This window comes from Castellaniella sp. (assembly GCF_034007085.1).
GTDB lineage: Bacteria > Pseudomonadota > Gammaproteobacteria > Burkholderiales > Burkholderiaceae_B > Castellaniella.
Genome location: NZ_JAVERO010000023.1, coordinates 1 through 24,347, shown reverse-complemented (window position 1 = coordinate 24,347; position 24,347 = coordinate 1). Strand labels below are relative to the sequence as shown.

Below are 24,347 nucleotides of genomic sequence, written 5' to 3'. Positions count from 1 at the left end.
TTCGACAGAGGCCAGCCATACACCATCCAGTTCGAATGGGGTCAGGCTGAAATTGGACAGGGCAACGCCGCGCCAATCATCGGACGTGAACGCCACATTGATCGTCTTGCGAATCATGCGCCCCCCATCATGGACACAACGGGTCACCGGCCGGCTTGATCAGGCACGAGCGGCCTCTTTGGTTTCCTGGGCCCGGCATTTCCCGCAGACCCCCTTGACCTCGATATCCGCCCCCAGAAAGCCAGAATCGGCCTGGCGCAGCCTGGCGAACACGAGTTCGGACGTTTCGTCGTCCTGCAATTCGGTGACGGCCTCGCACCGCGAGCACACCAGCAGCAAGGGATGGTGTGCCTGGTGCTCGGCGTTGCAGGCGATGAATGTGTTCAAGGCATCGACCCGGTGCACCAGATGCTGGGCCATCAGGAATTCCAGCGCGCGATACACCGTCGATGGCGCGACACGCCCATGGCGTTCGCGCATATCGTCTTGCAGGTCATAGGCCTTGGCCGCGCCCCCACGCAACAACAGCAGCTCAAAGACCTCTTTGCGCTGGGCGGTCAACCGGCTGCCCAGCGCGCGGCAATGCGCCTGGGCCGCCTCGAGTTGCGAGGCGACCTTGGCTGGCAGACCGGAAGCGGGTTTGAGCTTTTGAGTCATAGCCGACAGTTTACAGTGCGCCGCCTGTCATTGCCCCAATACGGTCTCCAAACAGACCGGAGCGCCGGGGCATAGCCAGTACTTACCTGGCAATGGCCGACACGATCTGGTCTGTATTGTGTTCCATCAGCTTGACATAGGTCGCGGCCGGCCCGCCTGCCGGCGACAGTGATTCGGGATACAGTTCGCCCCCTGGCCGCGCCCCGGTAGCCTTGGCGACTTGTTCGACCAACTGGGCACTGTTCGAGTTTTCGATGAAATACACCTGGATGTGATCACGCTTGATCTGATCGATGAGTTCAGCGATCTGTGCCGCCGAAGGCTCCGCCTCGGTCGACACCCCCTGAGGCGCCAGAAAACGTACCCCGTATTCCTGAGCGTAATAGCCAAACGCATCATGGCTGGTCAGGACCTGGCGGCGATTTTCGGGAACTGCGCCGATGCGGGCACGAATGCTGGCATCGAGCGCCTCCAGCTGCTTGGCGTAACGTTGCGCATTTTCCTTGAACACGGCCGCGTCTTCGGGGGCCTTGCGAGACAGCGCCGCTTCGATATTCCTGACCCAGATCAGCACATTGGGGATGCTGTTCCAGACATGCGGATCACGCACGGTTTCACCGTCCTCTTCCATCGTGCGAATGGTGATGCCCTCTGACACCACCACCGGCGCAACCTGCGTGCCGGACGCCTTGGCAAGACGCTCAAACCACGACTCCAACCCCTCGCCACTCAGAAAGACGATATCCGCCGCTTTCAGCGCCTTGGCATCATCCGGCGAAGGTTCGAATTCGTGCGGATCCCCACCGGGGGGTACCAGGCTGCGCACCTTGACGTGCGTGCCGCCCACGTTGCGCACCACATCGGCCAGGATGCCGAAGCTCGTCACCGCGTTGATCGCCTCGGCCCGGGCCACGCCGCCCAGGCTGATCGCGGCAGCCCCCAGAACCACGGCGAAAAATGCTTTCAAGTTCATGGATTTCCTCCAGAAAGTTGAACTCAGCCCGCCAGATGCGGGCGCTTGATGAGACGTCGCAAAGCGCCATCAGGCGCCACGAGCAGCGACATGCTGTACAAAAGAAACGCCACCAGAATGATCGATGGGCCTGATGCGAAGCGCAGGTGATACGAAACCAGCAGTCCGGCCCACCCGGAGACCGACGCCACCAACGCAGAAACCGCAGCCATCCCGGCCAGCGTGCCGGCCCAGAGCCTGGCCGTCACGGCAGGCAGCATCATCATGCCGACGGACATCAGGGTGCCCAGTGTCTGGAACCCCGCCACCAGGTTCAGCACCACGAGCAGCAGGAAAACGAAGTGGTAGAAAAAGCCGCGTGCCCCCACAGCCCGCAGAAACCCGGGGTCGAAGCATTCGACGACGAGCGGTCGATACACGAGCGCAAGCACCAGCAGTGTGATGGATGTGATGCTCGCCACGAGCAGCAAGGCCGGCGCATCAATGGCCAGGATGGTTCCGAACAGCACGTGCAGCAGATCGATGTTCGATCCCTTCAGGGACACGATCAACACCCCCAGCGCCAGAGAAGCCAGATAGAAACTGGCAAAGCTGGCATCTTCTTGCAGCCGTGTCGTCCGGCTGACGAACCCGGACAGCAACGCTACGCCCAGCCCGGCAATCAATCCCCCCAGGCCCATGGCGGGCAGCGACAAGCCGCCAGCCACCAGAAAGCCGACTGCAGCCCCCGGCAGCACCGCATGGCTCATGGCATCCCCCATCAGACTCATGCGCCGCAGCATCAGCAACACGCCGACCGGCCCCGCGCCCACCCCCAGCGACACACAGGCCAGCAGTGCCCGCCGCATGAAACCGTAATCCACGAAAGGCGCGATCAGCGCCGCATACAGGCTCATGCGACGCTCCGCAGAGGCGTTTTTTCACAGATGCCGGCGCGCTCGTCCCAGCCCTGCGCCAGCGCATGGGCTTCGCGCAGCCGGGCATCGGTCAACGCAGTCTGCGTGCAACCCCAGGCGATCACACGCCGCGCCAGCAGCAGGGTCGACGGGAAATAGGCACGCACCTGCTCGAAATCATGCAGGACGGCGATCACCGTACGGCCTTCTTCATGCCACCGCAGGACGATGGCCAACAAATCGTGCACGGTACGGGCATCGATTGCCGTGAAGGGCTCGTCGAGCAGAATGACTTTGGCATTCTGCAGAATGAGCCGGGCAAACAACACACGCTGGAACTGGCCCGAAGACAACGTCTCGATGCGGCGCCGTTCGAGCCCCTCCAACCCGACGATGGCAAGTGCCTGGCGAGCCTGGTCCGCCAGCACGCGCGTCATGCCGCCAAACGCACCGAACACGTGCCACCCACCCAACAACACCACATCGGCAACCGTCAGAGGAAAGCGGCGATCGATCGCCGCCGCCTGGGGCAGATAGCCAAAATCACGGCTGGACAGACCACCACGATCAATCCGCCCTTCGATCCGCTGCCCTCCTTCACGCATCAGCGCCTTGAGCAGCGTGGATTTTCCCGCACCGTTCGGCCCGACGATTGCCGTGAGGCTGCCTTGGTTGAAGACGCCCGACACGTGATGCACCGCCGGATGGCGATCATACGAAACCGTCACGTCATGCAGGCGAATGGCCGGCACAGGCTCACAATCCGGAGACACGTTCATGGCAAAGCCACCGCCCAGCGTACGGCCAGCCACAGTGGCACCAGAACGGCCAGCGCAATCACGACTCGATACGATGCACTGCGCCCGATGAACGCGGAAAGAAACGGGGGTTCGGTTTTCATCAAGAAATACTCGGATGATGGATGGCTGTCTCGCGATTGGACAAGGCCTTGGAATCACATCATATTTGCTATGTTATAACATAGCATTTTATATCAGGAACATCAGGGACAAGGGCGACCTGGGCAGGCATAATGCTGCGCATGGATACCCAAGAAAAGCCTGTATCGATTCGATGGCGTCTTACGCCTTGCTCCTGGCGCTTCGCCCTCCTGATCGGCGGTCTCTGCATGGCGCTGTGGCCCTGGGCAGGACAGACCCATCCCCACGCCTGGATCGATGTGCGCAGCACCGTCGTGCTTGCGCCCGACGGCAAGATTGCCGCAGTCAAGGAACAGTGGCTCTTCGACGAACTGTACACGGCCGCAGTCATGGAAGGCATGGCCGAAGACAGCGCCACGGGACAGGCGACCGTCGAGGACTTCGCAACCGAGGTCATGGGAAACCTGCGCCCCTACGATTACTTCACAAAAATCACCGTCGACGGGGCCGCCACGCCGCTTGGACAAGCAACGCAATACGCTGGCACCATGCAAAAAGGGCGATTGCAGCTTTCCTTTACCGCCCCGCTGCCCAGCCCCGTGGATCCAGCCAGTCACCACGTCCGCTATTCCATCTACGACCCGACCTATTTCATTCAGATGATGCACCTGCCCGGACAGCCGCCATCGATCGAAGGCACCGCACAAACGGCATGCCGCTTGATCGTCATCCCGCCCACCCCGACACCCGAGGACATCGCCCGGGCCTATGCACTGGATCGAGGCGCACAGGCCGACGACACGCTGGGCGACCTGTTTGCCGAGAAAGTGGATGTCCAATGCGGCTGAACCATTTCCGCCGCGAAACGCCCCGGAAAACCGGCATTTCAATCCGAACGGGAGTCCTGATCGCCATCGGCCTGGCTGCAGGCCTCGTCATCGCCTGGGCGCTGTTTACTACTCCAACCCACTGGGCAAACCAGCCACTGGCGTGGATCGTGACCATGCAGGCCGAACTGCACCGCCAGCTGACACAGGCCATGCGCGCCGCAGCAGCCCAGGATGGCTGGCTGGCGGCCATGCCGCTGATCGGCCTGAGCTTTCTGTATGGTGTTTTCCACGCAGCAGGCCCCGGGCACGGCAAGGCGGTCATGGCAACCTACCTGGGCACCAGCCGTGAACGGCTGTCACGCGGATTGCTGCTGTCCACGCTGGCGGCGCTGATCCAGGGCCTGACCGCCATCGTGCTGGTCGAATTGTTCGTCAATCTGCTGGGTTTTTCGTTTCGCCAGACGCAACGCGCCGGCGTCCGGCTGGAAAGCGTGAGTTTCGCGCTGGTCGCCGCGCTGGGCATCCTGCTCGCAGCCAAGGGGGCGGTCGCTCTGTACCGGCGGTGGCGGCATCCGCCCCGCCCGCCCGCATCCGGACGGCTCTTTTCAGGAAGCGCCAGGATGCGGGCCTATTGCCCGGATTGCGGCGCCCTGCACGATCTGGCTGCAGCTCGCTCCGGACCACCGCTGCGCTGGCGGACCGGCCTGTCCATCGCCCTGGCCATCGGAATCCGTCCCTGCGCCGGTGCTCTGCTGGTTCTGCTGGTTGCCCATGCCATGGAATCCCGCTGGACCGGCATCGCAGCAGTCATGGCCATGTCCATCGGCACGGCGATCACGGTGGGCATGATCGCGGCCGGCACCTTGTCGGTCAAGGCTGGCTTCATCCGTGTCGCCGCACGCAGACGCCACCTGGACCGACTGCATGTCATGTTCGACATCCTGGGATTGCTGGGGGGCGCGCTGATCTGTGTTCTTGGGCTGGGGCTGCTGCAGCACGCCCTGCAAACACAGACGCATCCGCTGCTGTAGGCACAAGGGCCTTGGGGCGTTCGCTCCTTGGGCGCTTTTCTCAAGCAGTAGCGCCTGTTCAAAACCCGCTGTGATTCAGTTCACCCGCCGCGGCAAAACGGCACGCATGGCGCGTGAGAGGATGGGCCGCAGGCGTTGGCTGTGCAGCAGGACAGCGCCCAGGGCACCGATGAAGGCGCCGATGGCGGTGTCAAGAAAGCGGGCTTCTATGACGGTGGCGGGATGGCCCTGGCCAGGCAGGGGGGCTTCGGCCAGGAAAATGGTAAGCGGGGTGATGAGGACGACGGCGCTGGCGTAGTGGCGCACGACGAGGGTTTCGATGCCGAAGGACAGGAGCATCATGACCAGGCTGAGGGTCCAAGGGTTCAGTGGCAAGCTGAGCAGCAGCCAGGCAAGGCACAGGCCGACGGCTGTGCCCAAGATGCGGTGGAACTGGCGATGCCAGGCGGCCACGAGGCTGGCGCCCTGGATGATGGCCAGGCAGCTGACGGGCACCCAGTAGGGGCGCGGCAGTTGCAGCAGTTCAGCCACCAGCAGGGAAATGCCAACAAACAGGCCAATAATGACGGAATCGTAAACGACGAAGTCAAAGGTGGGGCTGGGCAGCGGGGTTTCTGGCGGCGGCGGCGCGACGCGCGTCATGTGCAGCGAATAGACAAAGGCGACCAGGCAGGCCACCAGACAACCCAGCGCGACCATGCCGACGCGGGTGGGGATATCTTCGACGCGTCCGGGAGTGTAGGCGGCGATGGCGGTCGCCATGATGTAGAAAAGGCTGCCCGGCGGACCCAGGCGGTAGCAGCGGCAGATCATGTTGACCACGATGGCGATGAAGGTCAGCGAAGCGATCATCACGGTGGGCCAGAACTGGGTCAGCGCCCCGACGGCATAACAGGCCACCATGCCGAAGGAAGCCGCCAGCAGCATCATCATGCGGTGCAGCAAGGAGGAATTAGGCAGACTCAGGAACACCATGCCGCCCAGGGTGGACATCAGGCCGTAGTCCATGCGCCCGAAATAGGCGCCCACCATCAGGGGCAGCCCGGAGGACAGCGCGGCGGCCAGTGGCATTTCCCAGGGGCGGTCGCTGGCGTTGATCTGGATGAGGTCGCGCCAGGTGGCAAGCAGCCGTGTGCGCATCCAGGCATAGGCGCGCCATGCCGCCATCTGGCGATGATCGGGTTTGGTCTTGTGATTCATGGGGGCGATCAGGTAAGGAAATTGCAGATCTCGGATACCGAGGCGTAGACGGGGAGAGCCCAGAATATGGGCTCAAATACCGTGGCAAATTCAAACGACTGACACCCCATGAGTCTCTATGTCAGGAATGGAAAATATTGGTGTACCCATGAAAGCCAAAAAAGGAAAGGGCCTACAGACCGAAATCTGTAAGCCCTTGATAATGCTGGTCGGGACGGCGGGATTCGAACTCGCGACCCCTTGCACCCCATGCAAGTGCGCTACCAGGCTGCGCTACGCCCCGAAAGAACGAAATTCTAACATAGAAATTTTCATGCCGCTTGATGTGCTGCGGGGCGCCTGGGCTGTCGGCGTTCGACATACAGGCAGGCTCCAGCGTGCTTTTTCGCCTGGGCCTTGGCCTCGCTGGCGGCCTGAGCAATCTGGTGGCGCGACTGATAGATACCGGGCTCGACCGGCACGGCGCCCAGCGACAACGTCGGCAAGCCATAATGCCGCCGCCGCCCCTGGCGGTCATCGGCCTCGTAGCCACCTGCCGCGACTGCCTGACCGATCTCATTCAGCATCCGCACCAAACCCTGGGAAAAATCCCCCAGCATGGCCTCGCACCGCGTCTGCCAGTCCGGACTGCGAAACAATAGAATGAAATCATCGCCGCCAATATGGCCCAGAAAGTCCAGGCCAGGGTCGATATGCACCGACAAGACCCGCCCCAGCAACTGGAGCACGTCATCGCCACAGCGGTAGCCGAACACATCATTGAAGGGCTTGAAATGATCCAGATCGGCATGGCAGACCACGAACGGCAGCCCATCGGCCAGCAGCCGCTGGATCCGCCGGTCGATGGGCACGTTGCCAGGCAATTGCGTCAACGGATTGGCATGCTGCGCGGCACGCAATTGCAGGCGATTGAGCGCCTGCAACAAATCCTGGCTGGCGCCGATCCCCAGATACCGTCCCTGCCCCGTGATGATGAAATCATTCGCCAGACCGTGACCCTCGGCTTCGGCCAGCCAGCGGCTGAGCGTCATTAGCGGCGTATGCATATCGACGATCAGCGGTGCGGCCTCCATGAACAGGCGGCAGGGCTTGAGGCCGTACAGTTCACGCTGGAACGGCAGCGAAAAGCGCTCGATCAGGCTGGCTCGGGCCAGCACACCAACCGGCACACCCTCATCCACCACGGGTACGGTATGCAATTCGGGGTGCTGGCGGAACAAGTCGAGCACCGCTTCATTGGTCATGGCGGGTGACACATGAGGCACGCGGCGCAGCAGCCGCAGCGCCCGGCCCTCCGTGCCATCGTGTGCGAGATCGGCCTCCAGACCGCCGCGCGAGTCGGCACGCCGGCGATCCGCCAGGCTGGTCAACAGATCGGACCAGCGCGTCCGCGAGGGCTCTGCCGCAGGGCGTTCGATGTAATAGCCCTGGGCGCAGGCCACCCCCAGACCGGCAATGCAGACCAGTTCATCCAGTGTTTCGACGCCTTCGGCAACGACAACAGCCCCCGCCACGATGGCAATGTCGCAGACCGAGCGCAAAATCTGCTGCCGCAGCAGATCATTCTGGATTCCAGCCGTGAAGACCTTGTCGGTCTTGATGTATTCGGGCCTCAGGTTCAGCCAGCGCCCCAGATTGGAAAATCCCGAGCCCAGATCATCGAGCGCGAACCGGATGCCGCAGGCCCGCAGCCGGGCGACGGCCAGGGACAGGTCCACCCAGGCTGCGCCCTGATCCTGCTCGGTGATTTCGATCACCAGCCGATCGGGTTCCAGGCCCGATTCCACCGCCAGCGCGACCAGATCCAACGCGCCGTTGGCCGCGTGCAGTAAAGCGGTTGGGCTGAGGTTCAGGAACACATTGCCCGGCAGGCCCAACGCCGCAAACCGCCTGACCACCACCCGACAGGCACGATGCTCGACCCGGACGCCCAGATTGCGGGCACGGGCCGCCTCGAACAGACGGTCAGGAGCCCGCAGCGGACTGCCCCGAGGCCCGCGAATGAGCCCCTCGTAGCCCAGCAGTTCACCTTCTCCAAGCCCCAGGATCGGCTGGAAGACGGCGTCCAGGTCGCCCTGGAGCAGCAACGCAGTCATGCTGTCCCGCCCCCCGGGTTGAACCTGATCGAGCATCAGCGGATCACACTGCGCTGGTTCCGAAAGACAAGACATGAAGTGCGTGACAGGATGAGGTGCCACCACCTTAAACGAAATTCATGACAGAACCATGAATCCGCCCGCTGCCACGACGTCAGGAATCAGGGGTTTTTCCGGTGCACCAACACTACAGCAGCCCCAGTTGCAGGCGCGCGGGTTCGCTGATCATTTCGCGACTCCAGGGGGGATCCCAGACCAGATCGACCGTAGCCTCGTCCACGCCCTCGATGTTGAGCAGCTTGTTGCGGGCCTCGTCGGCAATCATGGTCCCCATCCCGCAGCCTGCCGCCGTCAGGGTCATCTTGACCTCGATACGGAAATGACCCTCGGCACTGGCGGGCATGACCTTGCATTCATACACCAGCCCCAGATTGACGATATCTACGGGAATCTCGGGGTCATAGCAGGTGGACAACATCGTCCAGGCGGCTTCTTCAACGGATTCGGCCGTGGCCGGGCCCTCGTGGACGTGCTTGATTTCCTCGGTCGGCTCGAAACCCAGGGCGTCGCCATCCTTGCCCTCGACCCGGTAAAGGTTGCCCTCGACCATGACAGTGTAGGTTCCCCCCAGTTGCTGGGTGATGATGGCCTCGCAACCGGCCTCGATGGTGACTGGCGAGCCGTAAGGGACCGTGACCGCCGGACAATCCCGGTTGACGATCACTTCCTGACGATTGAAACTCATGATGTTACCTTTGGTTCATCGCGTTATTCAGTGATGGCCGTATCGCCCGCCCGAACGATCGCGTTGTGCAGGGTATGCCAGGCCAGGGTGGCGCACTTCACCCGCGCAGGGAATTCACGCACCCCCGACAGGACTTCGAGCTTGCCCAGGTCGCAATCGGGGTGGGCTTCGGTCAACATGGCGTGGATGTTGCGAAACAGTGTCTCGACCTGTTCGACCGTCTGGCCGCGCACGGCTTCGGTCATCAGCGAGGCGGATGCGGTAGAAATGGCGCAGCCATGGCCAATGAAGCTGACGTCCTGGACAATGCCGTCATGGACCTTGACATAGACCGTCAGCTGGTCACCGCACAACGGGTTGTGTCCGTCGGCGCGGTGAGACGCATCGTCCATTGCATGGAAATTGCGCGGTTTGCGGTTGTGATCGAAGATGACCTCCTGATACAGGTCACGCAAGCCGTCGTCGTTGTCTCTCATGATCTATACCCCGAACAGTTTCTGCGCCTTGCGCACGCCTGCAACCAGAGCATCGATGTCCTGCCCGTCGTTGTACAAGGCAAAGGACGCACGCGCCGTGCCGGGAATGCCAAAATGCGTCATCAAGGGCATGGCGCAATGGTGACCGGCGCGAATGGCCACGCCCTCGGTGTCCAGAATCGTGCCCAGGTCATGGGGATGAATACCATCCACCAGAAATGACAGGATGCCGGCCTTGTGGGTAGCGGTGCCGACCAGGCGCACGCCCGGCAGCGCCAGCATGCGCTCGGTGGCCTCGGCCAGCAGGGCCGCCTCGTGCGCTGCGATGCGTTCCAGCCCGATGGACTGCACGTAGTCGATGGCCGCGCCCATCGCAATTGCACCACCGATGTTCGGCGTGCCCGCCTCGAAACGCTGCGGGCCGGTCGCCCAGGTGCTGCCTTCGAAACTGACCGTGCGAATCATGTCGCCACCACCCTGCCACGGCGGCAGATCGGCCAGGATGGAATCGCGGACGTAGAGCGCGCCGATGCCGGTGGGGCCATAGAGCTTGTGGCCGGAAAAGACATAGAAATCACAATCCAGGGCCTGGACATCGACCGGGGCGTGCGCCACGGCCTGGGCGCCATCGATCAGCACCAGCGCGCCAGCCTGATGCGCCAGACGCACCAGTTCGGCTGCGGGGTTGACCGTGCCCAGGGCATTGGACACATGGGCAAAACCCACCAGCCGCGTGCGCGGGGTCAGCTGGGCACGGAAATCGTCCAGATCCAGTTCACCGCGATCGGTGATGCGAACATGCCGCAGCACGGCACCAGTCCGCGTGCACAACAATTGCCAGGGCACGATATTGGAATGATGTTCCATCCCCGTGACCAGGATCTCGTCGCCGGCACGCAGCGACTGCCCCCAGGTCTGGGCCACCAGATTGATGGACTCGGTCGTGCCGCGCGTGAAGATCACATCCTGGCTGTCCGGTGCGTTCAATAGCGTACGCACCCGTTCGCGCGCCTGTTCGTACAGATCAGTGGCATGCTGGGACAGCCAGTGCACGCCGCGATGGATATTGGCGTTGGACTGTTCGTAGAACGCGCTCATGGCCTGGATGACGGCGTTCGGTTTCTGCGTTGTCGCGCCATTGTCCAGATAGGCCAGACGCCGATTGCGCACGGGGCGCGACAGGATCGGAAAATCCGCCGCCCAGGGAGAAGCCAGCGGACCGCCCTGGGCGGCATCGGCGGCCAGGCGGGCGCTTTGTTGCGAGGTCAGCGGGGCATTCATGCGACTGGCTCCAGGACAGCGCCGCCTGGCAGCAAAGCGCGCACGGCACGCTCCACCCGTTGACGCAACGGATCGGATTCGATGCGCGCAACGCTGGCGGCGGCAAAGGCGTAAATCAGGATATCGCGCGCGAGGGCCTCGTCCAGGCCGCGCGAACGCAGATAGAACAGACTGTCCTCGTCGATCTGGCCAACCGTGGCGCCGTGCGCGCATTTCACGTCATCGGCGTAGATTTCCAGTTCGGGGCGGGCATCGGACTTGGCGATGCGGGACAGCAGCAGGCTGTCGTTGCGCTGGATGGCATCGGTGCCGTCGGCCCCGGGCGCCACCAGGATGCGACCGCTGAACACACCATGCGAGGCATCGGCCATGATGCCGCGATAGGTTTCGTGGCTGACGCAGCGCGGCTTTTCGTGACCGATCAGGGTGTGGTGATCGACGTGGCGGCGCTGGTCAACGTAATACAGTCCGTTGAGCAGGGTCTCGCAGCGCTCGTCGGCGAAATGCGTGGCGATATCGTGCCGCGCAAGCCGCGCGCCCAGGGATACGGAGTGCGAAACGAAGGTCGATCCGCGCCCCTGGATGGCGTCGATTTCGCCCAGGTGCCAGGCCTGTTCGGATTCCTGCTGCAGTTTCAGGTGCGTGATGCGCGCATCCTGATCCAGCCGCAAGCGAGTCGCCGCGTGACGGAAATTGGCAGCCCCCGGAACCCCCACATAATGTTCGACCACAGTGGCCTGAGCGCCCGCTTCGGCCTGGATCAGGTGACGCAGAAAATGCGCCGCACGCGGCGAGGCCGCCACACAGACCAGGTGAATGGGTTGTTCGACCACAACGCCACGCGCCAGCCGGATCCAGGCGCCATCGCTGGCCAGCGCCAGATTCAGGGCACTGGTGCTATGGCCTTCGCCTGCATCACCGTAGACGGCGCGAAGGGTTTCGGCATGATCGGCCCAGGCCTGCGACAGCGGTTGGACCGCCGCGCCGGCCGGCAAGGCGCCGATGTCGGACAAGGCGACATCGAAGCCCCCGTCGACAAAGACCAGCCAATGCCCCGGCATATCGGCCTTCAGCGCGGCGACCCGTTGCGCGACCGGCTGGACGTCGCCGTCATCGAAGGCCGCAGCCGCCAGGGGCGCCAAAGACGTGTGACGCCAGGCCTCGATACGGGGCGTGGGCCAGCCTTCGCTCATGAAGCGGTCCAGGGCCTGGCGGCGGGCATCGGCCAACCAGGGCACTCCGGCTCCCGGCAGATTTCCGGCGCGGCGGCCGAATGTGTCGGCCCAGGCCTGCAGGCCGGCAAGCACCGGACTGGCTTGCTGCTGTCCGCTCATGCCGCTGCTCCCCGGGCCGCAGGCGTAGCGCCCTCGATCCAGCCATAGCCCTTTTCTTCCAGTTCCAGGGCAAGCTCATGGCCGCCCGAACGCACGATCCGGCCCTGGGCCAGCACATGCACGTAATCGGGCACGATGTAGTCCAGCAGGCGCTGGTAGTGGGTGATGACGATCATGGATCGTTCGGGTGAACGCAGGCGGTTGACGCCATCGGCCACCGTCTTCAGGGCATCGATGTCCAGACCAGAGTCGGTCTCGTCCAGAATGGCCAGCCTGGGTTCGAGCAGCGCCATCTGCAGGACTTCATTGCGCTTTTTCTCGCCCCCGGAAAAGCCCTCGTTGACTGAACGGTACAGAAACTCGTCGCGCATGCCCACGAGCTTCATTTCGGCCTTGGCCTTTTTGACGAAGTCCATGGCGTCCAGTTCGGGCAAGCCGCGTTCGCGGCGCATGGCATTGACGGCGGCACGCATGAAATAGGCATTGGAAACGCCCGGAATTTCGATGGGGTACTGGAAGGCCAGGAAGATGCCGGCACGGGCACGTTCCTCGACGCTCAGTGCCAGCAGATTGCGCCCCTGGAATTCGATGGAACCGGACGTGACGACATAGGATTCCCGGCCCGTCAGCACCTGGGACAGCGTGCTCTTGCCTGCCCCATTGGGACCCATGATGGCATGGACCTCGCCCGGCTTGATGTCCAGGCTCAGGCCCTTGAGGATTTCCTTGTCCTCGATCGAGGCGTGCAGATTGTCGATTTTCAGCATGAGAGGGCTCCTTAACCTACGCTGCCTTCCAGGCTCACGCCGAGCAGGTTCTGTGCTTCGACGGCGAACTCCATGGGCAATTCCTTGAAGACTTCCTTACAGAAGCCATTGACGATCATCGATACCGCGTCCTCGGCCGACAGGCCGCGCTGCATGGCGTAGAACAGCTGATCCTCGGCAATGCGCGAGGCCGTGGCTTCGTGCTCGACATTGGCACTGGGATGCTGGACTTCCATGGTCGGGAAGGTATGCGCGGCGCACTTGCTGCCGATCAGCAATGAGTCGCACTGCGTGTAGTTGCGTGCGTTTTCGGCCTTGGGCGTCATGCGCACCAGGCTGCGGAACGTATTGCTGCCGTGGCCCGCAGAGATCCCCTTGGAGATGATGGTGCTGCGCGTGTTGCGCCCCATGTGGATCATCTTGGTGCCGGTGTCGGCCTGCTGGCGGTGGTTGGACAGCGCCACGGAATAGAATTCGCCGGTGGAATCGTCGCCACGCAGGATCACGCTGGGATATTTCCAGGTGATGGCCGATCCGGTTTCCACCTGCGTCCAGGAAATCCGCGAGCGCGGCCCCCGACAGTCCCCGCGCTTGGTGACGAAATTGTAGATGCCGCCCACGCCGTTTTCGTCGCCGGGATACCAGTTCTGCACAGTGGAATACTTGATCTTGGCATCGTCCAGCGCGACGAGTTCCACCACGGCCGCATGCAGCTGGTTTTCGTCGCGCATGGGCGCCGTACAGCCTTCCAGGTAGCTGACGCTGGCCCCCTCGTCGGCGATGATCAGGGTGCGTTCGAACTGGCCGGTGTCAGCACTGTTGATACGAAAGTACGTGGACAGTTCCATCGGGCATTTCACGCCCTTGGGAATATAGACAAAGGAACCGTCGGAAAACACGGCGGAATTCAGTGCCGCATAGAAATTGTCGCCCGGCGGAACGACCGTGCCCATGTATTTCTGCACCAGGTCCGGGTGTTCACGCACGGCCTCGGAAAACGAACAGAAAATGACGCCGACATCGGCCAGCTGCTTGCGGAACGTGGTCGCCACCGACACCGAGTCGAATACGGCATCCACAGCCACCCCGGCCAGCCTGGCGCGCTCGTGCAGCGGCACGCCCAGCTTTTCATAGGTGCGCAGCAATTCGGGATCGACCTCGTCCAGGCTCTTGGGACCGTCTTTTTTCGACTTGGGCGCCGAATAGTAGCTGATGTCCTGGAAATCGGGATCCGGGTAATGAATCTTGGCCCACTTGGGCAGGGTCATCTTGAGCCATTCACGGTAGGCCTTCAGGCGCCATTCGAGCATGAATTCAGGTTCGCGCTTGATGGCCGACAGGCGGCGAATCACATCCTCGTCGAGCCCCTTGGAAAAGGTCTCGGATTCGATCTGCGTGACGAAGCCGGCCTCGTAGTCGCGGTCGAGAAAGGAATCGAGCTTGTCGTTGACAGTACTCATTTGGAAAGACTCCAGTTCGTGATATTCGGGATGGCGCGGCCGGAATCGACCCGGAGCACGGGGGCCAGGCCGGCAGGATCTGGCGGTGCGCCCCGGCCCTCGCCTTCGAGCATGTCGGCTACGGTGACGGATTCCAGCGTGCGGCGCACAATGTGGTTGATGCGCTGCCAGTGTGAACGGATGTGGCAGGCGCCCTCGACACTGCAGGCGCCCGGCAGCGCCGTGCATTCGGTCAGTCCGAAAGGCTGCTCTTCAAGTGCGTCGATGATCTCGGCCACGTTGATTGCGCTGGCATCGCGTTCCAGACGGTAGCCACCATGGGCGCCTCGGGTGCTGGCGACCAGGCCATGTTGAGCGAGCAATTTCAGGATCTTGCTGACGACGGGCTGGCCCAGGCCCAGATCGCCCGCCAGTTCGGCAGCGCTGCAGACATGCGTCGGGCGGGAGGCCATGTGCGTGAGCACGAGAATTCCGTAATCGACGATCTTGCTGATCCGCAGCATCGGGAGTCCAGGGTTGGGCGATGAAAACCAAATAGTACCTCTTTGGTACGATATAGGTCAAACCCTGGTATCGGTTGCAGGCTCGGACTGTTGCAGATTCCACATCCGGGCATAGCGCCCGCCCAGCGCCAGCAGCATCGCGTGCGTGCCCTGTTCCACAACCCGGCCGGACTCCATCACCAGAATATGGTCGGCATGGACAATCGTCGACAGACGGTGCGCGATGATGAGCGTGGTTCGCCCCTGGGCGATGCGTTCCAGCTGCGCCTGGATGGCGCGCTCGGTCCGTGTATCCAGCGCACTGGTGGCCTCATCGAACACCAGGATCGGGGGGGACTTGAGCAGCGCCCGGGCAATCGCCACGCGCTGCTTTTCACCGCCAGACAATTTCAGCCCGCGCTCGCCGACCGGCGTGTCGTAGCCCTGCGGCAAAGAGACAATGAATTCATGAATGTGGGCGGCGCGTGCCGCTTGCTCGACGTCCTCGGGGGTCGCATCAGGACGGCCATAGGCGATGTTGTAACCGATGGTGTCGTTGAACAGCACGGTATCCTGCGGCACGATGCCGATATGCGCGCGCAGGCTGGCCTGCGTGTAATCCCGGATATCGCGGCCATTCACCAGCACACGCCCCGCAGTCGGGTCATAGAAACGGAACAGCAGACGCGACAAGGTCGACTTCCCCGCCCCCGAGGCACCGACCACTGCCAGCGAACCCCCTGCTGGCACGCTGAAGGCGACCCCATGCAGAATCGAACGGTCCGGCTGATAGGAAAAATCCACGGCCTCGAACGCCAGGCTGGCCCGGGTCGTCCGCAACTCGACAGCGTCAGGACGGTCGGCCACTTCCTGGCGGTTACTCAGCAGGTCGAACATGCGTTCCATGTCGGCCAGGGCATGCTTGATCTCGCGGTACACGAACCCCAGGAAATTCAACGGCGCATACAACTGGGTGAGATAGGCCGACACCAGTACGACGTCGCCTACGGTCATATGTCCCTGCACCACGCCCAGCGCCGACTGCCACAGCAACGCGGTCATGCCCAGCGTGATGATTGCGCCCTGCCCCATGTTCAGCAAGTTGAGCGACACCTGGTTGCGCACGGCTGAATCGACCCAGCGCGCCAGGTCGGCATCGTAGCGTTGGCTCTCGTAGTGTTCGTTGCCGAAATACTTGACGGTCTCGTAGTTCAGCAGCGCATCGACCGCCCGGCCGTTGGCCTGGCTGTCCAGGGTATTCATGGTGCGGCGATAGGCCATGCGGCGTTCCGTGACCTTGAGCGTGAACAGCACATAGGCGGCGATCGTGCCCAAGGTCAGCGCGGCGAAGATCCAGTCATAGCGCCACAGCAGCACCCCGGTGACCAGGGCGATCTCCAGCAGCGTGGGCACGATGTTGAAGACCATGAAATTCAGCAGAAAACCAATGCCCTTGGTGCCGCGCTCGATGTCGCGCGTCAGCCCGCCGGTGCGCCGGCCCATGTGAAAGCGCAATGACAGGGACAGCAAGTGGCGAAAGACCTGGCTGGCGACCCGCTGGATGGCCCCCTGGGTCACCCGGGCGAACAGGGCATCACGTAATTCACCAAACACCGACGTGGCCAGGCGCGCCAGTCCATACCCGATCAAGGCGGCCAGCGGCACGGCCATCACCGCCGGGGCCACACCCAACGCATCGACGATGTCCTTGAGCCAGATTGGCGTGACGACATTGGCGATCTTGGCCGCCGCCAGGCAGATGAAAGCCAGCGTGACCCGGCCACGAAACGCCCAGACGTAGGGCCACAGGGTTTTCAGGGTCAGCCAATCGTCACGCCGCGCAGGCGCGGGACCAGTATGAGAGAAACGCATGGAAAGATCCGGAAAACGGGTGTGCGACAAATGAAGGCGTACGCATCGGCAGGTACGCATACAATAATGCCATCTCTGTAGAGCATGCCGGCCAATCGGCACGTTCCACGACCCGGTGAACGGGAAGGATTGTATGACTGTTTCGGTTTTCGATTTCGAAGCGGAGCTGGGCGCCTGCGCGGCTGGCGACCGCGCCGCCTTCCTGGCGCTGTACCGCCATGAATCCCCCGCCATGCGCGCCCTGGCGCTGGCCATGCTGGATGATCCTGACGCGGCCGACGATGTGCTGCACGAAACGTTCGTCCTGATCTGGCGCAACGCAGCTGGCTACAGCCCGGCCATTGGCACGGCACGCGCCTGGATCTACAGCATCCTGCGCTACCGTGCCTCGGCCCACGCGCGGCAAATGCGCGCCAACGGCCACCATCCAGCGGAAAACGCCCCGCTGCCCCGCCTCGAACTGCCGCCAGATGCACCCACCGGCACGGTCACCGGCGCCCTGGCCTCTCTGCCCGGCCCACAACTGGACGCCCTGCTCCAGGCCTACCTGCACGGCGGCAACCCGGCGCGCATCGCCGCCCGCCTGGACCGTTCCGAGCCCGACATCGAAGCGTCCCTCGATGCCGCTCTGGCCCACATCGACCAGGCGGTGCGTGCATGACCACGAACCGACACCGATCCTATTCCGACGACGAGATTGCCCGCTACGTGCTGGGACTGGACATGCCTGGACGGGTGGCCGACATCCAGTCTCGTCTCGCGCATGATGATGCCGCCGCCGCTCGCGCCCTGAAATGGGAAGCCTATTTCCTGGGCATCGTCGATGCGCTGCCCGCCCAGCCCGCGTCCGATGCCGTGCTGGACCGCATCCGCCAGAGCCTGGGCATGGAAACGGAAGAACCGCCCATCATGGGCGAGACCCGACCAGCCAGCAACGAATCGCTGCCCACGGCCCGGGACATTCCACCATGTCGCCGTGCCCGGCGCCGCCCGCGACTGCGGTGTGGCCGCGTGGCTGCGGTACTGGGCATCATCGTGGCGCTGTGCCTGGCTGCCCTGATCCTCTGGGCCAGCCTGCGCCCCTCGCCTGCCGGGACGACCGTTCAACATTCCATCCACCTGAACAATCAGTGAACGGGCTTTGCGCAGCGGCGGCATCACATGAAAAACCCCAGCTGAAGCTGGGGTTTTTCATGTGATCCTGGCAAACATGCCCGCATCAGAGATCCAGCAACCCGGCTGCCTGGTGGGCAGCGGGAGTGCCGTCCAGCGCCTGGGCCAGACGGTCCCGAACGGCTTGCAGATCGGCGCGCAAAGACTGGAGTTCGCTACCGCTCAGACGCACGGCAGCGTCCTGGTCATGAGGCGCGTCGCCGCTGTCGCCCAGGCGGTTGCGCGCACCGGCAATGGTGAAACCCTGCTCGTAGAGCAGGTCGCGGATGCGGCGCACCAACAGGACCTCGTGGTGCTGGTAGTAGCGCCGATTGCCCCGCCGCTTGACCGGCTTGAGCTGGGCGAATTCCTGTTCCCAGTATCGCAGGATATGCGGCTTGACCCCGCACAATTCAGAGACTTCGCCGATGGTGAAGTAGCGCTTGGCCGGGATCGGCGGCAGCGTGGCAGAGGTCATGCGGCGCCTCCGCTGCGATCCACGCCATCCTTGAGTTTCTGGCTGGCATGGAATGTGACCACCCGGCGCGCGGCGATCGGGATGACCTCGCCGGTCTTGGGATTGCGGCCTGGGCGCGGCGGCTTGTTGCGCACCTGGAAACTGCCAAAACCTGACAGTTTGACCTCGGTGCCCTGAACCAGGGCATCGCGAACCTCGGAGAAGAACGTGTCCACGATGTCCTTGGCTTCGCGCTTGTTCAGGCCCACGCGCTCGAACAGCAGTTCGGCCAGGTGAGCCTTGGTGAGCGTCCGATCCGTATTCACCAGCGATTTCTCCTATGAACGCAGGCGTGCGCCATGGGTTTCGGCCAGGGCATCCAGCAGGCGCTGCACGCAATGGTCAACCTGCCGATCCTCCAGCGTCGCGTCATGCCCCTGAAGCCAGAGGCGCAGCCCCAGGCTGCGCTGCCGGGGCGTCGCGGCGTCGCGCCAAATATCGAACAGTTTAATGTCTTTGAGCACGGAAAGGGCATCATCGGCCGCGATCCGCTGTTGCAGTGTATCAAGCAGCGACTGCCATGGCACGTCTGCATCCACCCAGATCGCCAGATCCCGCACCACCACAGGCTGCCGGGACTGTTCCTGCGGATGGGGGAAGACACGTTCGGATACCGCTTCAGCATCAAGCTCGAAGACCACGGGCGCATGCGGCAGATCCAGTGCCTGTGTCCAGCGCGGATGGATTTCGCCCAGCCAGCCAATCGCGCGGTCGTCGAGCCACAGCCGGGCGCTGCGCCCCGGATGCAGCGCAGGGTGCGTGGCGGCTTCGCAGCGCAGACTGCGCACGCGTGCGCCCAGCAAGGCTTCCAGGTCGCGCTTGACGTCAAAGAAATCCACCTGCCGGACCGCTTCGCCCCACTGTTCCGCCACGACCGGCCCCCAGGCTGCAGCGGCCAGGTGAGTCGGCTGGGCCACGCCCGCCACGGCCAGCCCACCGTCAGCCACGGAAGCATCGCGAGCGAACACGCGCCCCAGTTCGAAGACCCGCACACGCGTCTGGCGGTGCTTGGCATTGTGGGCGATGTTGGCCAGCAGGCCGCCGATCAGGCTGGAACGCATCACGGCCAGTTGGCTGGCGATGGGGTTGAGCAGGCGGATGGGGTCGGTGTTGCCGCAGTAGTCCCGTTCCCAGGCTTCCTCGACGAAAGAGAAATTGATGACTTCCTGGTAATCACGTGCGACCAGCGCAGCGCGCAATGCATGCGGACCATACAAGGTCTCGGGGACCGATCGCATGACCGCCGCTGCCACCGGAGGGCGGTCCGGAATGCGATCGAATCCATGAATGCGGGCGACTTCCTCGATCAGGTCTTCTTCGATCGTCAGGTCAAAGCGGGCAGCCGGCGGCGTGACGACGAAATCGTCGCCCTGCTGTTCAAACACAAGGCCCAGCCGCGTGAACACGGCACTGACGGCAGCAGCATCCAGGGGAATTCCCAGCACGCGGGCACAGCGCGCCAGGCGCATGCGCACCGGCTCACGCGCAGGCAGATTCACGATCTGGTCATCCAGCGGCCCGGCCTGGCCACCGCAGATGTCCAGAATCAGGGCCGTCATGCGATCCAGGTGGTCTGGAATGGTGGAAAAATCCACCCCGCGCTCGAAGCGATGGCCCGCTTCGGAATGAAGTTTGTAGCGGCGCGAACGGCCCATGATGGCCTCCGGCCACCAGAAAGCGGCTTCCAGATAGACATCGGTCGTGTCCAGAGTCACGGCCGAAGCCTGCCCACCCATGATGCCGGCCAGGCTTTCCAGCGATTCGCCCGCCGCGATGACGCCGACGTCCGACGTCAATTCCACGGTCTGGTCGTTGAGCAGTTGCAGCTGTTCACCATCCCGCGCCCAACGCACCGTCAGGCCATCCTTGATGCGTGCCAGGTCGAATACATGCGTGGGACGCCCCAGTTCCAGCATGACGTAGTTGGAGATATCCACCAATGCCGATACCGGCCTTTGACCGGCGCGTTCCAGGCGCGACCGGATCCACGCCGGCGTCTGCGCACGCGCATTCACGCCACGCACGATGCGTCCGGCAAAACGGCCGCACAGATCCGGGGCCTGCACCGTCACGGGCAGGCGGTCCTGGATGGTCACGGGCACCGGACGCGTATCCGGGATCCGCAGTGCGCAGCCCGTGAGCGCGGACACTTCACGCGCCACCCCCTGGATGGACAGGCAATCCGCACGATTGGGAGTCAGCTTCAGGGTGTAGATCGTATCGTCCAGATTCAGTGCTTGGCGCAGGTCCTGCCCCGGCGTCAAGTCGGCGGGCAGTTCAAGCAAGCCGGCATGGTCCTGGGACAGCCCCAGTTCACGCGCCGAGCACAGCATGCCGCGTGATTCGACCCCCCGCATCTTGACCGGGCCGATGCGCAGGCCCCCCGGCAGTTCGGCCCCGATCTGGGCCAAGGGCACCACCAGCCCGGCGGCGGCATTGGGCGCGCCGCAGACGATCTGCACGGGTTGCCCCGAGCCATCATCGACCTGGCAGACGCGCAGCTTGTCGGCATTGGGATGAGGGGCAAGCGTTTCAATGCGTGCCACCACCACGCCGGAAAACGGCGGCGCATAAGGGTCGGCGTCCTCGACTTCGAGGCCGGCCATGGTCAACCGATGCGCGAGTTCCTGACTGTCGATATCGGGGTCGGCCCAGGCGCGCAGCCATGATTCGGGAAATTGCATGATTCGGATTCCGTGTCGCTGAGGCCAGGCGGGCCTAGTCGTTGAACTGGCGCAGGAAGCGCAGGTCGCCTTCGAAGAACTGGCGCAGATCGTCCACGCCGTAGCGCAGCATGGTCAGGCGTTCCAGTCCGGAACCGAAGGCAAAGCCGATATAGCGTTCTGGATCCAGCCCGAAGTTGCGCACGACCTGGGGATGCACCTGTCCCGAGCCGGAGATTTCCAGCCAGCGCCCCTGATTGGGACCAGAGGTGAACATCATGTCGATCTCGGCCGAGGGTTCGGTGAACGGAAAGAACGAGGGCCGGAAACGCAGGGTCAGATCCTCGGTTTCGAAAAAGGCGCGCAGGAAATTCGTGTAGACCCCCTTGAGATCGGCAAAGGAAATGTCCTCGGCGATCCACAGGCCCTCGACCTGATGAAACATGGGGGAATGGGTGGCGTCACTGTCGACGCGATAAGTACGCCCCGGCGCGATGACCTTGATCGGCGGCTTGTGCATGCGCGCATACCGCACCTGCATCGGGCTGGTATGGGTACGCAGTACCAGCGGCAGCCCGCCCGCATCCTGCATGTCTACGTAGAACGTGTCCTGCATGGAACGCGCCGGATGGTTTTCCGGATTGTTCAGGGCCGTGAAATTGGTCCAGTCGTTCTCGATCTCGGGGCCGTCGGCGACATCGAAACCGATGGAACGAAAGATCTGCTCGACCCGCTGCCAGGTCCGGATCACTGGATGGATGCCTCCCGTGCCCCGCCCCCGGCCCGGCAGCGTGACATCGATGGTCTCGGCGGCCAGGCGCTGGTCCAGCTGAGCCTGGGCCAGTTCGGCCCGACGTGCGCCCAACAGCGATTCGACCTGCTGCTTGGCCTGGTTGATCTGTGCGCCGCGCGTGCGTTTTTCTTCGCCCTGCAAGGCCGCAAGACCCTTGAGCAGCGCAGTCAGCGACCCTTGTTTGCCGAGAAAAGCGGCTTTTTCGTTTTCCAGTGTGGCGGCATCCCCGGCCTGGGCGAAGCGGTCACGGGCCTGGGCAATCAGTTCGTCGAGCGATGAGTCCATGGTGCATTCCAAAACGCAAACGGAGCCCGATGGAGCTCCGTTTGCGATGATACAGAATCGACAACGAAACTGTGTCGGTCAGGCGGCCAGCGCGGCTTTCGCCTGGGCCACGACAGCGGCAAAGCCCGCCTTGTCATGCACGGCCATGTCGGCGAGGACCTTGCGGTCGAGTTCGATCGAGGCTTTTTTCAGGCCGGCGATGAAGGCGCTGTAGGTCACGCCCAGTTCGCGGCAACCCGCGTTGATGCGAGTGATCCACAGGGCGCGAAACGTGCGCTTTTTGTTGCGACGGTCGCGATAGGCATACTGGCCGGCCCGCATGACCGCCTGTTTGGCGATCCGGAATACGTTGCCGCGGCGGCCGCGATAACCCTTGGCGGCCTTGATGACTTTTTTATGGCGTGCACGAGCAGTGACGCCGCGTTTGACGCGAGGCATGTGTAATCTCCGATCAGGCGAAAGGCAGCATCGCCTTTACGGAGGCGATGTTCGTTTCATGGACTGCGGCCGAACCGCGCAGCTGACGCTTGTTTTTCGTGGTTTTCTTGGTCAGGATATGACGCTTGAAAGCCTGGCCGCGCTTGATGGAACCACTGCCGCGCACCTTGAAGCGCTTGGAAGCGCCTTTTTTGCTCTTCATCTTGGGCATGACGATACTCTGTTGACTTGGCAAATGCAGGTGTCCCGGGAACCGGGCGCTTGCAAGACCTGACATCCGCATATTTTCCGGATCCGGCATGCGCAACCTGCATGCACGAACCCCGTACTTCCTGCTTTTCCTGCTGGATCCGACTGGACAACCACTGGGAAAAGCCCTTGATTATAGGGCGATTTACCCTATTTTGTCCAATGACTGGCCATCAACAAGCTATGCATCGCCTTGTTCGAGTGCCTGGACACGGGCTTCCAGGGATTCGACCCGCTCCAGCGCCCGGGCCAGCAGATCGGCCTGGATGTCGAATTCTTCGCGAGTCACCAGATCCATGCGAGAAAACGCCTGCATCATGAAGGCCTTCATATTGCGCTCGATGTCGGCAGCCGGCGTCCTGGCCATGAATTCGGACAGGTTTTTCTGGAAATCATCGAACAATTGATTGGGGGCGATCATCGCGGCCTCCTGATTCTGCAGCGGAAAGCCCGTATTTTAACCACCCTGCCGCCCAGGTCCGGCGCAGCACGCGATTGTCACGATCCCGTGTCGGGGCGGTACTGGATCGCCTGGGCCATGTGTCCGGCCTCGACTCGCTCGGCGCCTTCCAGGTCGGCCAGCGTTCGCGCCACGCGCACAGCCCGTCGCGTGGCACGCGCCGACCAACCCCATGTCGCTGCGGCGCGCACCAGCAACGCCCGGCCCTCGGTATCCGGATCTGCATGCCGATCCAGGGCTGCCCCATCCAATCCGGCATTCAGGCACCCCTGGCGCGCATATTGCCTGCGGCGGGCCGCCAGCACCCGGTCCCGGACCTGCGCCGAGGATTCGCCCGGCGGCGCATCCATCCACGCAGATTCCACCCCCAGGCCCACATGCAGATCGATCCGATCCAGCAAAGGTCCGGAAATCCGCGCCCGATAGCGCGCAATGGCCTCGCGCGAGCAGCGGCATTCCCGCCGAGGATGCGGGTGCCCATGCCAACCGCATGGACAGGGGTTCATGGCGGCCACAAGCTGAAACCGCGCAGGAAAAGCACAACTGCCTGCAGCCCGCGCGACCGTCACGCAACCGGTCTCCAGCGGCTCACGCAGGGCCTCCAGCGCCTGGCGATTGAATTCCGGCAATTCATCCAGAAACAGCACGCCATGATGCGCCAGGCTGATCTCTCCGGGCCGGGGACGGCTGCCCCCACCCACCAGCGCCGGCATGGTCGCCCCATGGTGCGGGGCGCGAAACGGCGGCACCCGGGACAGGACAGGCCCGGAGGGCCGGACCAGTTCGTGCACGGCTGCGACCTCCAGCGC

26 protein-coding genes and 1 tRNA gene are annotated in these 24,347 nt (G+C 63.3%); 4 read left to right on the top strand and 23 right to left on the bottom strand.

Annotated features, from left to right (window positions below; all coding sequences use genetic code 11):
- Positions 1-159: 159 nt before the first annotated feature.
- The 4 genes from RBR29_RS03940 to RBR29_RS03925 form a co-directional block, all read right to left on the bottom strand.
- Positions 160-657 (bottom strand): Fur family transcriptional regulator, encoded by a 498-nt coding sequence (locus RBR29_RS03940; protein WP_320347450.1) that lies wholly within the window; start codon positions 655-657, stop codon positions 160-162.
- 82 nt (positions 658-739) lie between these two features.
- Positions 740-1,630 (bottom strand): metal ABC transporter solute-binding protein, Zn/Mn family, encoded by an 891-nt coding sequence (locus RBR29_RS03935; RefSeq protein ID WP_320347448.1) that lies wholly within the window; start codon positions 1,628-1,630, stop codon positions 740-742.
- Between the two features lie 23 nt (positions 1,631-1,653).
- The gene (locus RBR29_RS03930; protein WP_320347445.1) at positions 1,654-2,526 is read right to left on the bottom strand and encodes a metal ABC transporter permease; all 873 of its coding nucleotides are present in this window, start codon (positions 2,524-2,526) and stop codon (positions 1,654-1,656) included.
- Positions 2,523-3,338, bottom strand: a complete 816-nt coding sequence (locus RBR29_RS03925; protein ID WP_320347443.1) for an ABC transporter ATP-binding protein — start codon at positions 3,336-3,338, stop codon at positions 2,523-2,525. Before RBR29_RS03925 ends, RBR29_RS03930 begins: the two co-directional genes overlap by 4 nt.
- Positions 3,339-3,655: 317 nt before the next feature.
- Here RBR29_RS03925 and RBR29_RS03920 point away from each other — a divergent pair, with 317 nt between their 5' ends.
- Together RBR29_RS03920 and RBR29_RS03915 are read left to right on the top strand one after the other, a co-directional pair.
- Entirely contained in the window at positions 3,656-4,255 is a 600-nt protein-coding gene (locus tag RBR29_RS03920) for a DUF1007 family protein (protein ID WP_320347441.1), read from the top strand.
- Entirely contained in the window at positions 4,246-5,268 is a 1,023-nt protein-coding gene (locus tag RBR29_RS03915) for a hypothetical protein (RefSeq protein ID WP_320347439.1), read from the top strand. The genes RBR29_RS03920 and RBR29_RS03915 overlap by 10 nt, the downstream gene beginning before the upstream one ends.
- A gap of 75 nt (positions 5,269-5,343) precedes the next feature.
- Here the strand turns inward: RBR29_RS03915 and RBR29_RS03910 are convergent, their stop codons facing one another.
- The 11 genes from RBR29_RS03910 to RBR29_RS03860 form a co-directional block, all read right to left on the bottom strand.
- A complete protein-coding gene (locus RBR29_RS03910; RefSeq protein ID WP_320347437.1) occupies positions 5,344-6,468 on the bottom strand; it encodes an FUSC family protein in 1,125 nt (374 codons plus the stop codon).
- A gap of 206 nt (positions 6,469-6,674) precedes the next feature.
- Positions 6,675-6,751: transfer RNA gene (locus RBR29_RS03905), tRNA-Pro, on the bottom strand.
- Between the two features lie 28 nt (positions 6,752-6,779).
- Positions 6,780-8,639 (bottom strand): GGDEF domain-containing protein, encoded by a 1,860-nt coding sequence (locus tag RBR29_RS03900; RefSeq protein WP_320347435.1) that lies wholly within the window; start codon positions 8,637-8,639, stop codon positions 6,780-6,782.
- 112 nt (positions 8,640-8,751) lie between these two features.
- Positions 8,752-9,309 (bottom strand): putative Fe-S cluster assembly protein SufT, encoded by a 558-nt coding sequence (sufT, locus tag RBR29_RS03895; RefSeq protein ID WP_320347433.1) that lies wholly within the window; start codon positions 9,307-9,309, stop codon positions 8,752-8,754.
- A gap of 23 nt (positions 9,310-9,332) precedes the next feature.
- A complete protein-coding gene (sufU, locus tag RBR29_RS03890) occupies positions 9,333-9,785 on the bottom strand; it encodes a Fe-S cluster assembly sulfur transfer protein SufU (RefSeq protein WP_320347430.1) in 453 nt (150 codons plus the stop codon).
- Between the two features lie 3 nt (positions 9,786-9,788).
- Complete coding sequence (locus RBR29_RS03885) at positions 9,789-11,066, bottom strand: cysteine desulfurase (RefSeq protein ID WP_320347428.1); 1,278 nt, start codon at positions 11,064-11,066, stop codon at positions 9,789-9,791.
- Positions 11,063-12,400 carry a Fe-S cluster assembly protein SufD gene (gene sufD, locus RBR29_RS03880; RefSeq protein ID WP_320347426.1) on the bottom strand — a complete coding sequence of 446 codons (1,338 nt, stop codon included), beginning with the start codon at positions 12,398-12,400 and terminating at the stop codon, positions 11,063-11,065. Before sufD ends, RBR29_RS03885 begins: the two co-directional genes overlap by 4 nt.
- A complete protein-coding gene (gene sufC, locus RBR29_RS03875) occupies positions 12,397-13,167 on the bottom strand; it encodes a Fe-S cluster assembly ATPase SufC (RefSeq protein ID WP_320347424.1) in 771 nt (256 codons plus the stop codon). Before sufC ends, sufD begins: the two co-directional genes overlap by 4 nt.
- A gap of 11 nt (positions 13,168-13,178) precedes the next feature.
- A complete protein-coding gene (gene sufB / locus RBR29_RS03870) occupies positions 13,179-14,627 on the bottom strand; it encodes a Fe-S cluster assembly protein SufB (protein WP_320347422.1) in 1,449 nt (482 codons plus the stop codon).
- Positions 14,624-15,130, bottom strand: coding sequence for an SUF system Fe-S cluster assembly regulator (locus tag RBR29_RS03865; protein ID WP_320347420.1), 507 nt, complete (start codon positions 15,128-15,130; stop codon positions 14,624-14,626). The genes sufB and RBR29_RS03865 overlap by 4 nt, the downstream gene beginning before the upstream one ends.
- 57 nt (positions 15,131-15,187) lie before the next feature.
- Positions 15,188-16,981, bottom strand: a complete 1,794-nt coding sequence (locus RBR29_RS03860) for an ABC transporter ATP-binding protein/permease (protein WP_320347417.1) — start codon at positions 16,979-16,981, stop codon at positions 15,188-15,190.
- A gap of 133 nt (positions 16,982-17,114) precedes the next feature.
- Here RBR29_RS03860 and RBR29_RS03855 point away from each other — a divergent pair, with 133 nt between their 5' ends.
- Both RBR29_RS03855 and RBR29_RS03850 read left to right on the top strand, forming a co-directional pair.
- A complete protein-coding gene (locus RBR29_RS03855; RefSeq protein ID WP_320347416.1) occupies positions 17,115-17,642 on the top strand; it encodes a sigma factor in 528 nt (175 codons plus the stop codon).
- A complete protein-coding gene (locus RBR29_RS03850; RefSeq protein ID WP_320347413.1) occupies positions 17,639-18,115 on the top strand; it encodes a hypothetical protein in 477 nt (158 codons plus the stop codon). Before RBR29_RS03855 ends, RBR29_RS03850 begins: the two co-directional genes overlap by 4 nt.
- A gap of 85 nt (positions 18,116-18,200) precedes the next feature.
- Here the strand turns inward: RBR29_RS03850 and RBR29_RS03845 are convergent, their stop codons facing one another.
- From RBR29_RS03845 to RBR29_RS03810, 8 genes are all read right to left on the bottom strand, one after another.
- On the bottom strand, positions 18,201-18,611 hold the full coding sequence (locus tag RBR29_RS03845; protein WP_320347412.1) for a MerR family transcriptional regulator: 411 nt from the start codon (positions 18,609-18,611) through the stop codon (positions 18,201-18,203).
- Complete coding sequence (locus RBR29_RS03840; protein WP_320347454.1) at positions 18,608-18,919, bottom strand: integration host factor subunit alpha; 312 nt, start codon at positions 18,917-18,919, stop codon at positions 18,608-18,610. Before RBR29_RS03840 ends, RBR29_RS03845 begins: the two co-directional genes overlap by 4 nt.
- Before the next feature lie 9 nt (positions 18,920-18,928).
- Positions 18,929-21,334 carry a phenylalanine--tRNA ligase subunit beta gene (gene pheT / locus RBR29_RS03835; protein ID WP_320347409.1) on the bottom strand — a complete coding sequence of 802 codons (2,406 nt, stop codon included), beginning with the start codon at positions 21,332-21,334 and terminating at the stop codon, positions 18,929-18,931.
- Positions 21,335-21,368: 34 nt separating this feature from the next.
- Positions 21,369-22,391: a phenylalanine--tRNA ligase subunit alpha gene (gene pheS / locus RBR29_RS03830; protein ID WP_320347407.1), complete on the bottom strand. Its 1,023-nt coding sequence runs from the start codon at positions 22,389-22,391 to the stop codon at positions 21,369-21,371.
- Between the two features lie 78 nt (positions 22,392-22,469).
- Positions 22,470-22,829: a 50S ribosomal protein L20 gene (gene rplT / locus RBR29_RS03825; RefSeq protein WP_320347405.1), complete on the bottom strand. Its 360-nt coding sequence runs from the start codon at positions 22,827-22,829 to the stop codon at positions 22,470-22,472.
- Between the two features lie 13 nt (positions 22,830-22,842).
- Complete coding sequence (gene rpmI / locus RBR29_RS03820; protein ID WP_298015901.1) at positions 22,843-23,040, bottom strand: 50S ribosomal protein L35; 198 nt, start codon at positions 23,038-23,040, stop codon at positions 22,843-22,845.
- A gap of 219 nt (positions 23,041-23,259) precedes the next feature.
- Positions 23,260-23,499: an accessory factor UbiK family protein gene (locus RBR29_RS03815; RefSeq protein ID WP_320347403.1), complete on the bottom strand. Its 240-nt coding sequence runs from the start codon at positions 23,497-23,499 to the stop codon at positions 23,260-23,262.
- A gap of 77 nt (positions 23,500-23,576) precedes the next feature.
- A partial coding sequence (locus RBR29_RS03810) for an ATP-binding protein (protein ID WP_320347401.1) occupies positions 23,577-24,347 on the bottom strand: 771 nt, incomplete at its 5' end.

Bases quoted from the DNA above. Each gene is read 5' to 3' on its own strand.
- RBR29_RS03940 (WP_320347450.1), bottom strand. From the start codon at position 657: ATGACTCAAAAGCTCAAACCCGCTTCCGGTCTGCCAGCCAAGGTCGCC.
- RBR29_RS03935 (WP_320347448.1), bottom strand. From the start codon at position 1,630: ATGAACTTGAAAGCATTTTTCGCCGTGGTTCTGGGGGCTGCCGCGATC.
- RBR29_RS03930 (WP_320347445.1), bottom strand. From the start codon at position 2,526: ATGAGCCTGTATGCGGCGCTGATCGCGCCTTTCGTGGATTACGGTTTC.
- RBR29_RS03920 (WP_320347441.1), top strand. From the start codon at position 3,656: ATGGCGCTGTGGCCCTGGGCAGGACAGACCCATCCCCACGCCTGGATC.
- RBR29_RS03915 (WP_320347439.1), top strand. From the start codon at position 4,246: ATGCGGCTGAACCATTTCCGCCGCGAAACGCCCCGGAAAACCGGCATT.
- RBR29_RS03910 (WP_320347437.1), bottom strand. From the start codon at position 6,468: ATGAATCACAAGACCAAACCCGATCATCGCCAGATGGCGGCATGGCGC.
- RBR29_RS03900 (WP_320347435.1), bottom strand. From the start codon at position 8,639: ATGTCTTGTCTTTCGGAACCAGCGCAGTGTGATCCGCTGATGCTCGAT.
- sufT (WP_320347433.1), bottom strand. From the start codon at position 9,309: ATGAGTTTCAATCGTCAGGAAGTGATCGTCAACCGGGATTGTCCGGCG.
- sufU (WP_320347430.1), bottom strand. From the start codon at position 9,785: ATGAGAGACAACGACGACGGCTTGCGTGACCTGTATCAGGAGGTCATC.
- RBR29_RS03885 (WP_320347428.1), bottom strand. From the start codon at position 11,066: ATGAATGCCCCGCTGACCTCGCAACAAAGCGCCCGCCTGGCCGCCGAT.
- sufD (WP_320347426.1), bottom strand. From the start codon at position 12,400: ATGAGCGGACAGCAGCAAGCCAGTCCGGTGCTTGCCGGCCTGCAGGCC.
- sufC (WP_320347424.1), bottom strand. From the start codon at position 13,167: ATGCTGAAAATCGACAATCTGCACGCCTCGATCGAGGACAAGGAAATC.
- sufB (WP_320347422.1), bottom strand. From the start codon at position 14,627: ATGAGTACTGTCAACGACAAGCTCGATTCCTTTCTCGACCGCGACTAC.
- RBR29_RS03865 (WP_320347420.1), bottom strand. From the start codon at position 15,130: ATGCTGCGGATCAGCAAGATCGTCGATTACGGAATTCTCGTGCTCACG.
- RBR29_RS03860 (WP_320347417.1), bottom strand. From the start codon at position 16,981: ATGCGTTTCTCTCATACTGGTCCCGCGCCTGCGCGGCGTGACGATTGG.
- RBR29_RS03855 (WP_320347416.1), top strand. From the start codon at position 17,115: ATGACTGTTTCGGTTTTCGATTTCGAAGCGGAGCTGGGCGCCTGCGCG.
- RBR29_RS03850 (WP_320347413.1), top strand. From the start codon at position 17,639: ATGACCACGAACCGACACCGATCCTATTCCGACGACGAGATTGCCCGC.
- RBR29_RS03845 (WP_320347412.1), bottom strand. From the start codon at position 18,611: ATGACCTCTGCCACGCTGCCGCCGATCCCGGCCAAGCGCTACTTCACC.
- pheT (WP_320347409.1), bottom strand. From the start codon at position 21,334: ATGCAATTTCCCGAATCATGGCTGCGCGCCTGGGCCGACCCCGATATC.
- pheS (WP_320347407.1), bottom strand. From the start codon at position 22,391: ATGGACTCATCGCTCGACGAACTGATTGCCCAGGCCCGTGACCGCTTC.
- rplT (WP_320347405.1), bottom strand. From the start codon at position 22,829: ATGCCTCGCGTCAAACGCGGCGTCACTGCTCGTGCACGCCATAAAAAA.
- rpmI (WP_298015901.1), bottom strand. From the start codon at position 23,040: ATGCCCAAGATGAAGAGCAAAAAAGGCGCTTCCAAGCGCTTCAAGGTG.
- RBR29_RS03815 (WP_320347403.1), bottom strand. From the start codon at position 23,499: ATGATCGCCCCCAATCAATTGTTCGATGATTTCCAGAAAAACCTGTCC.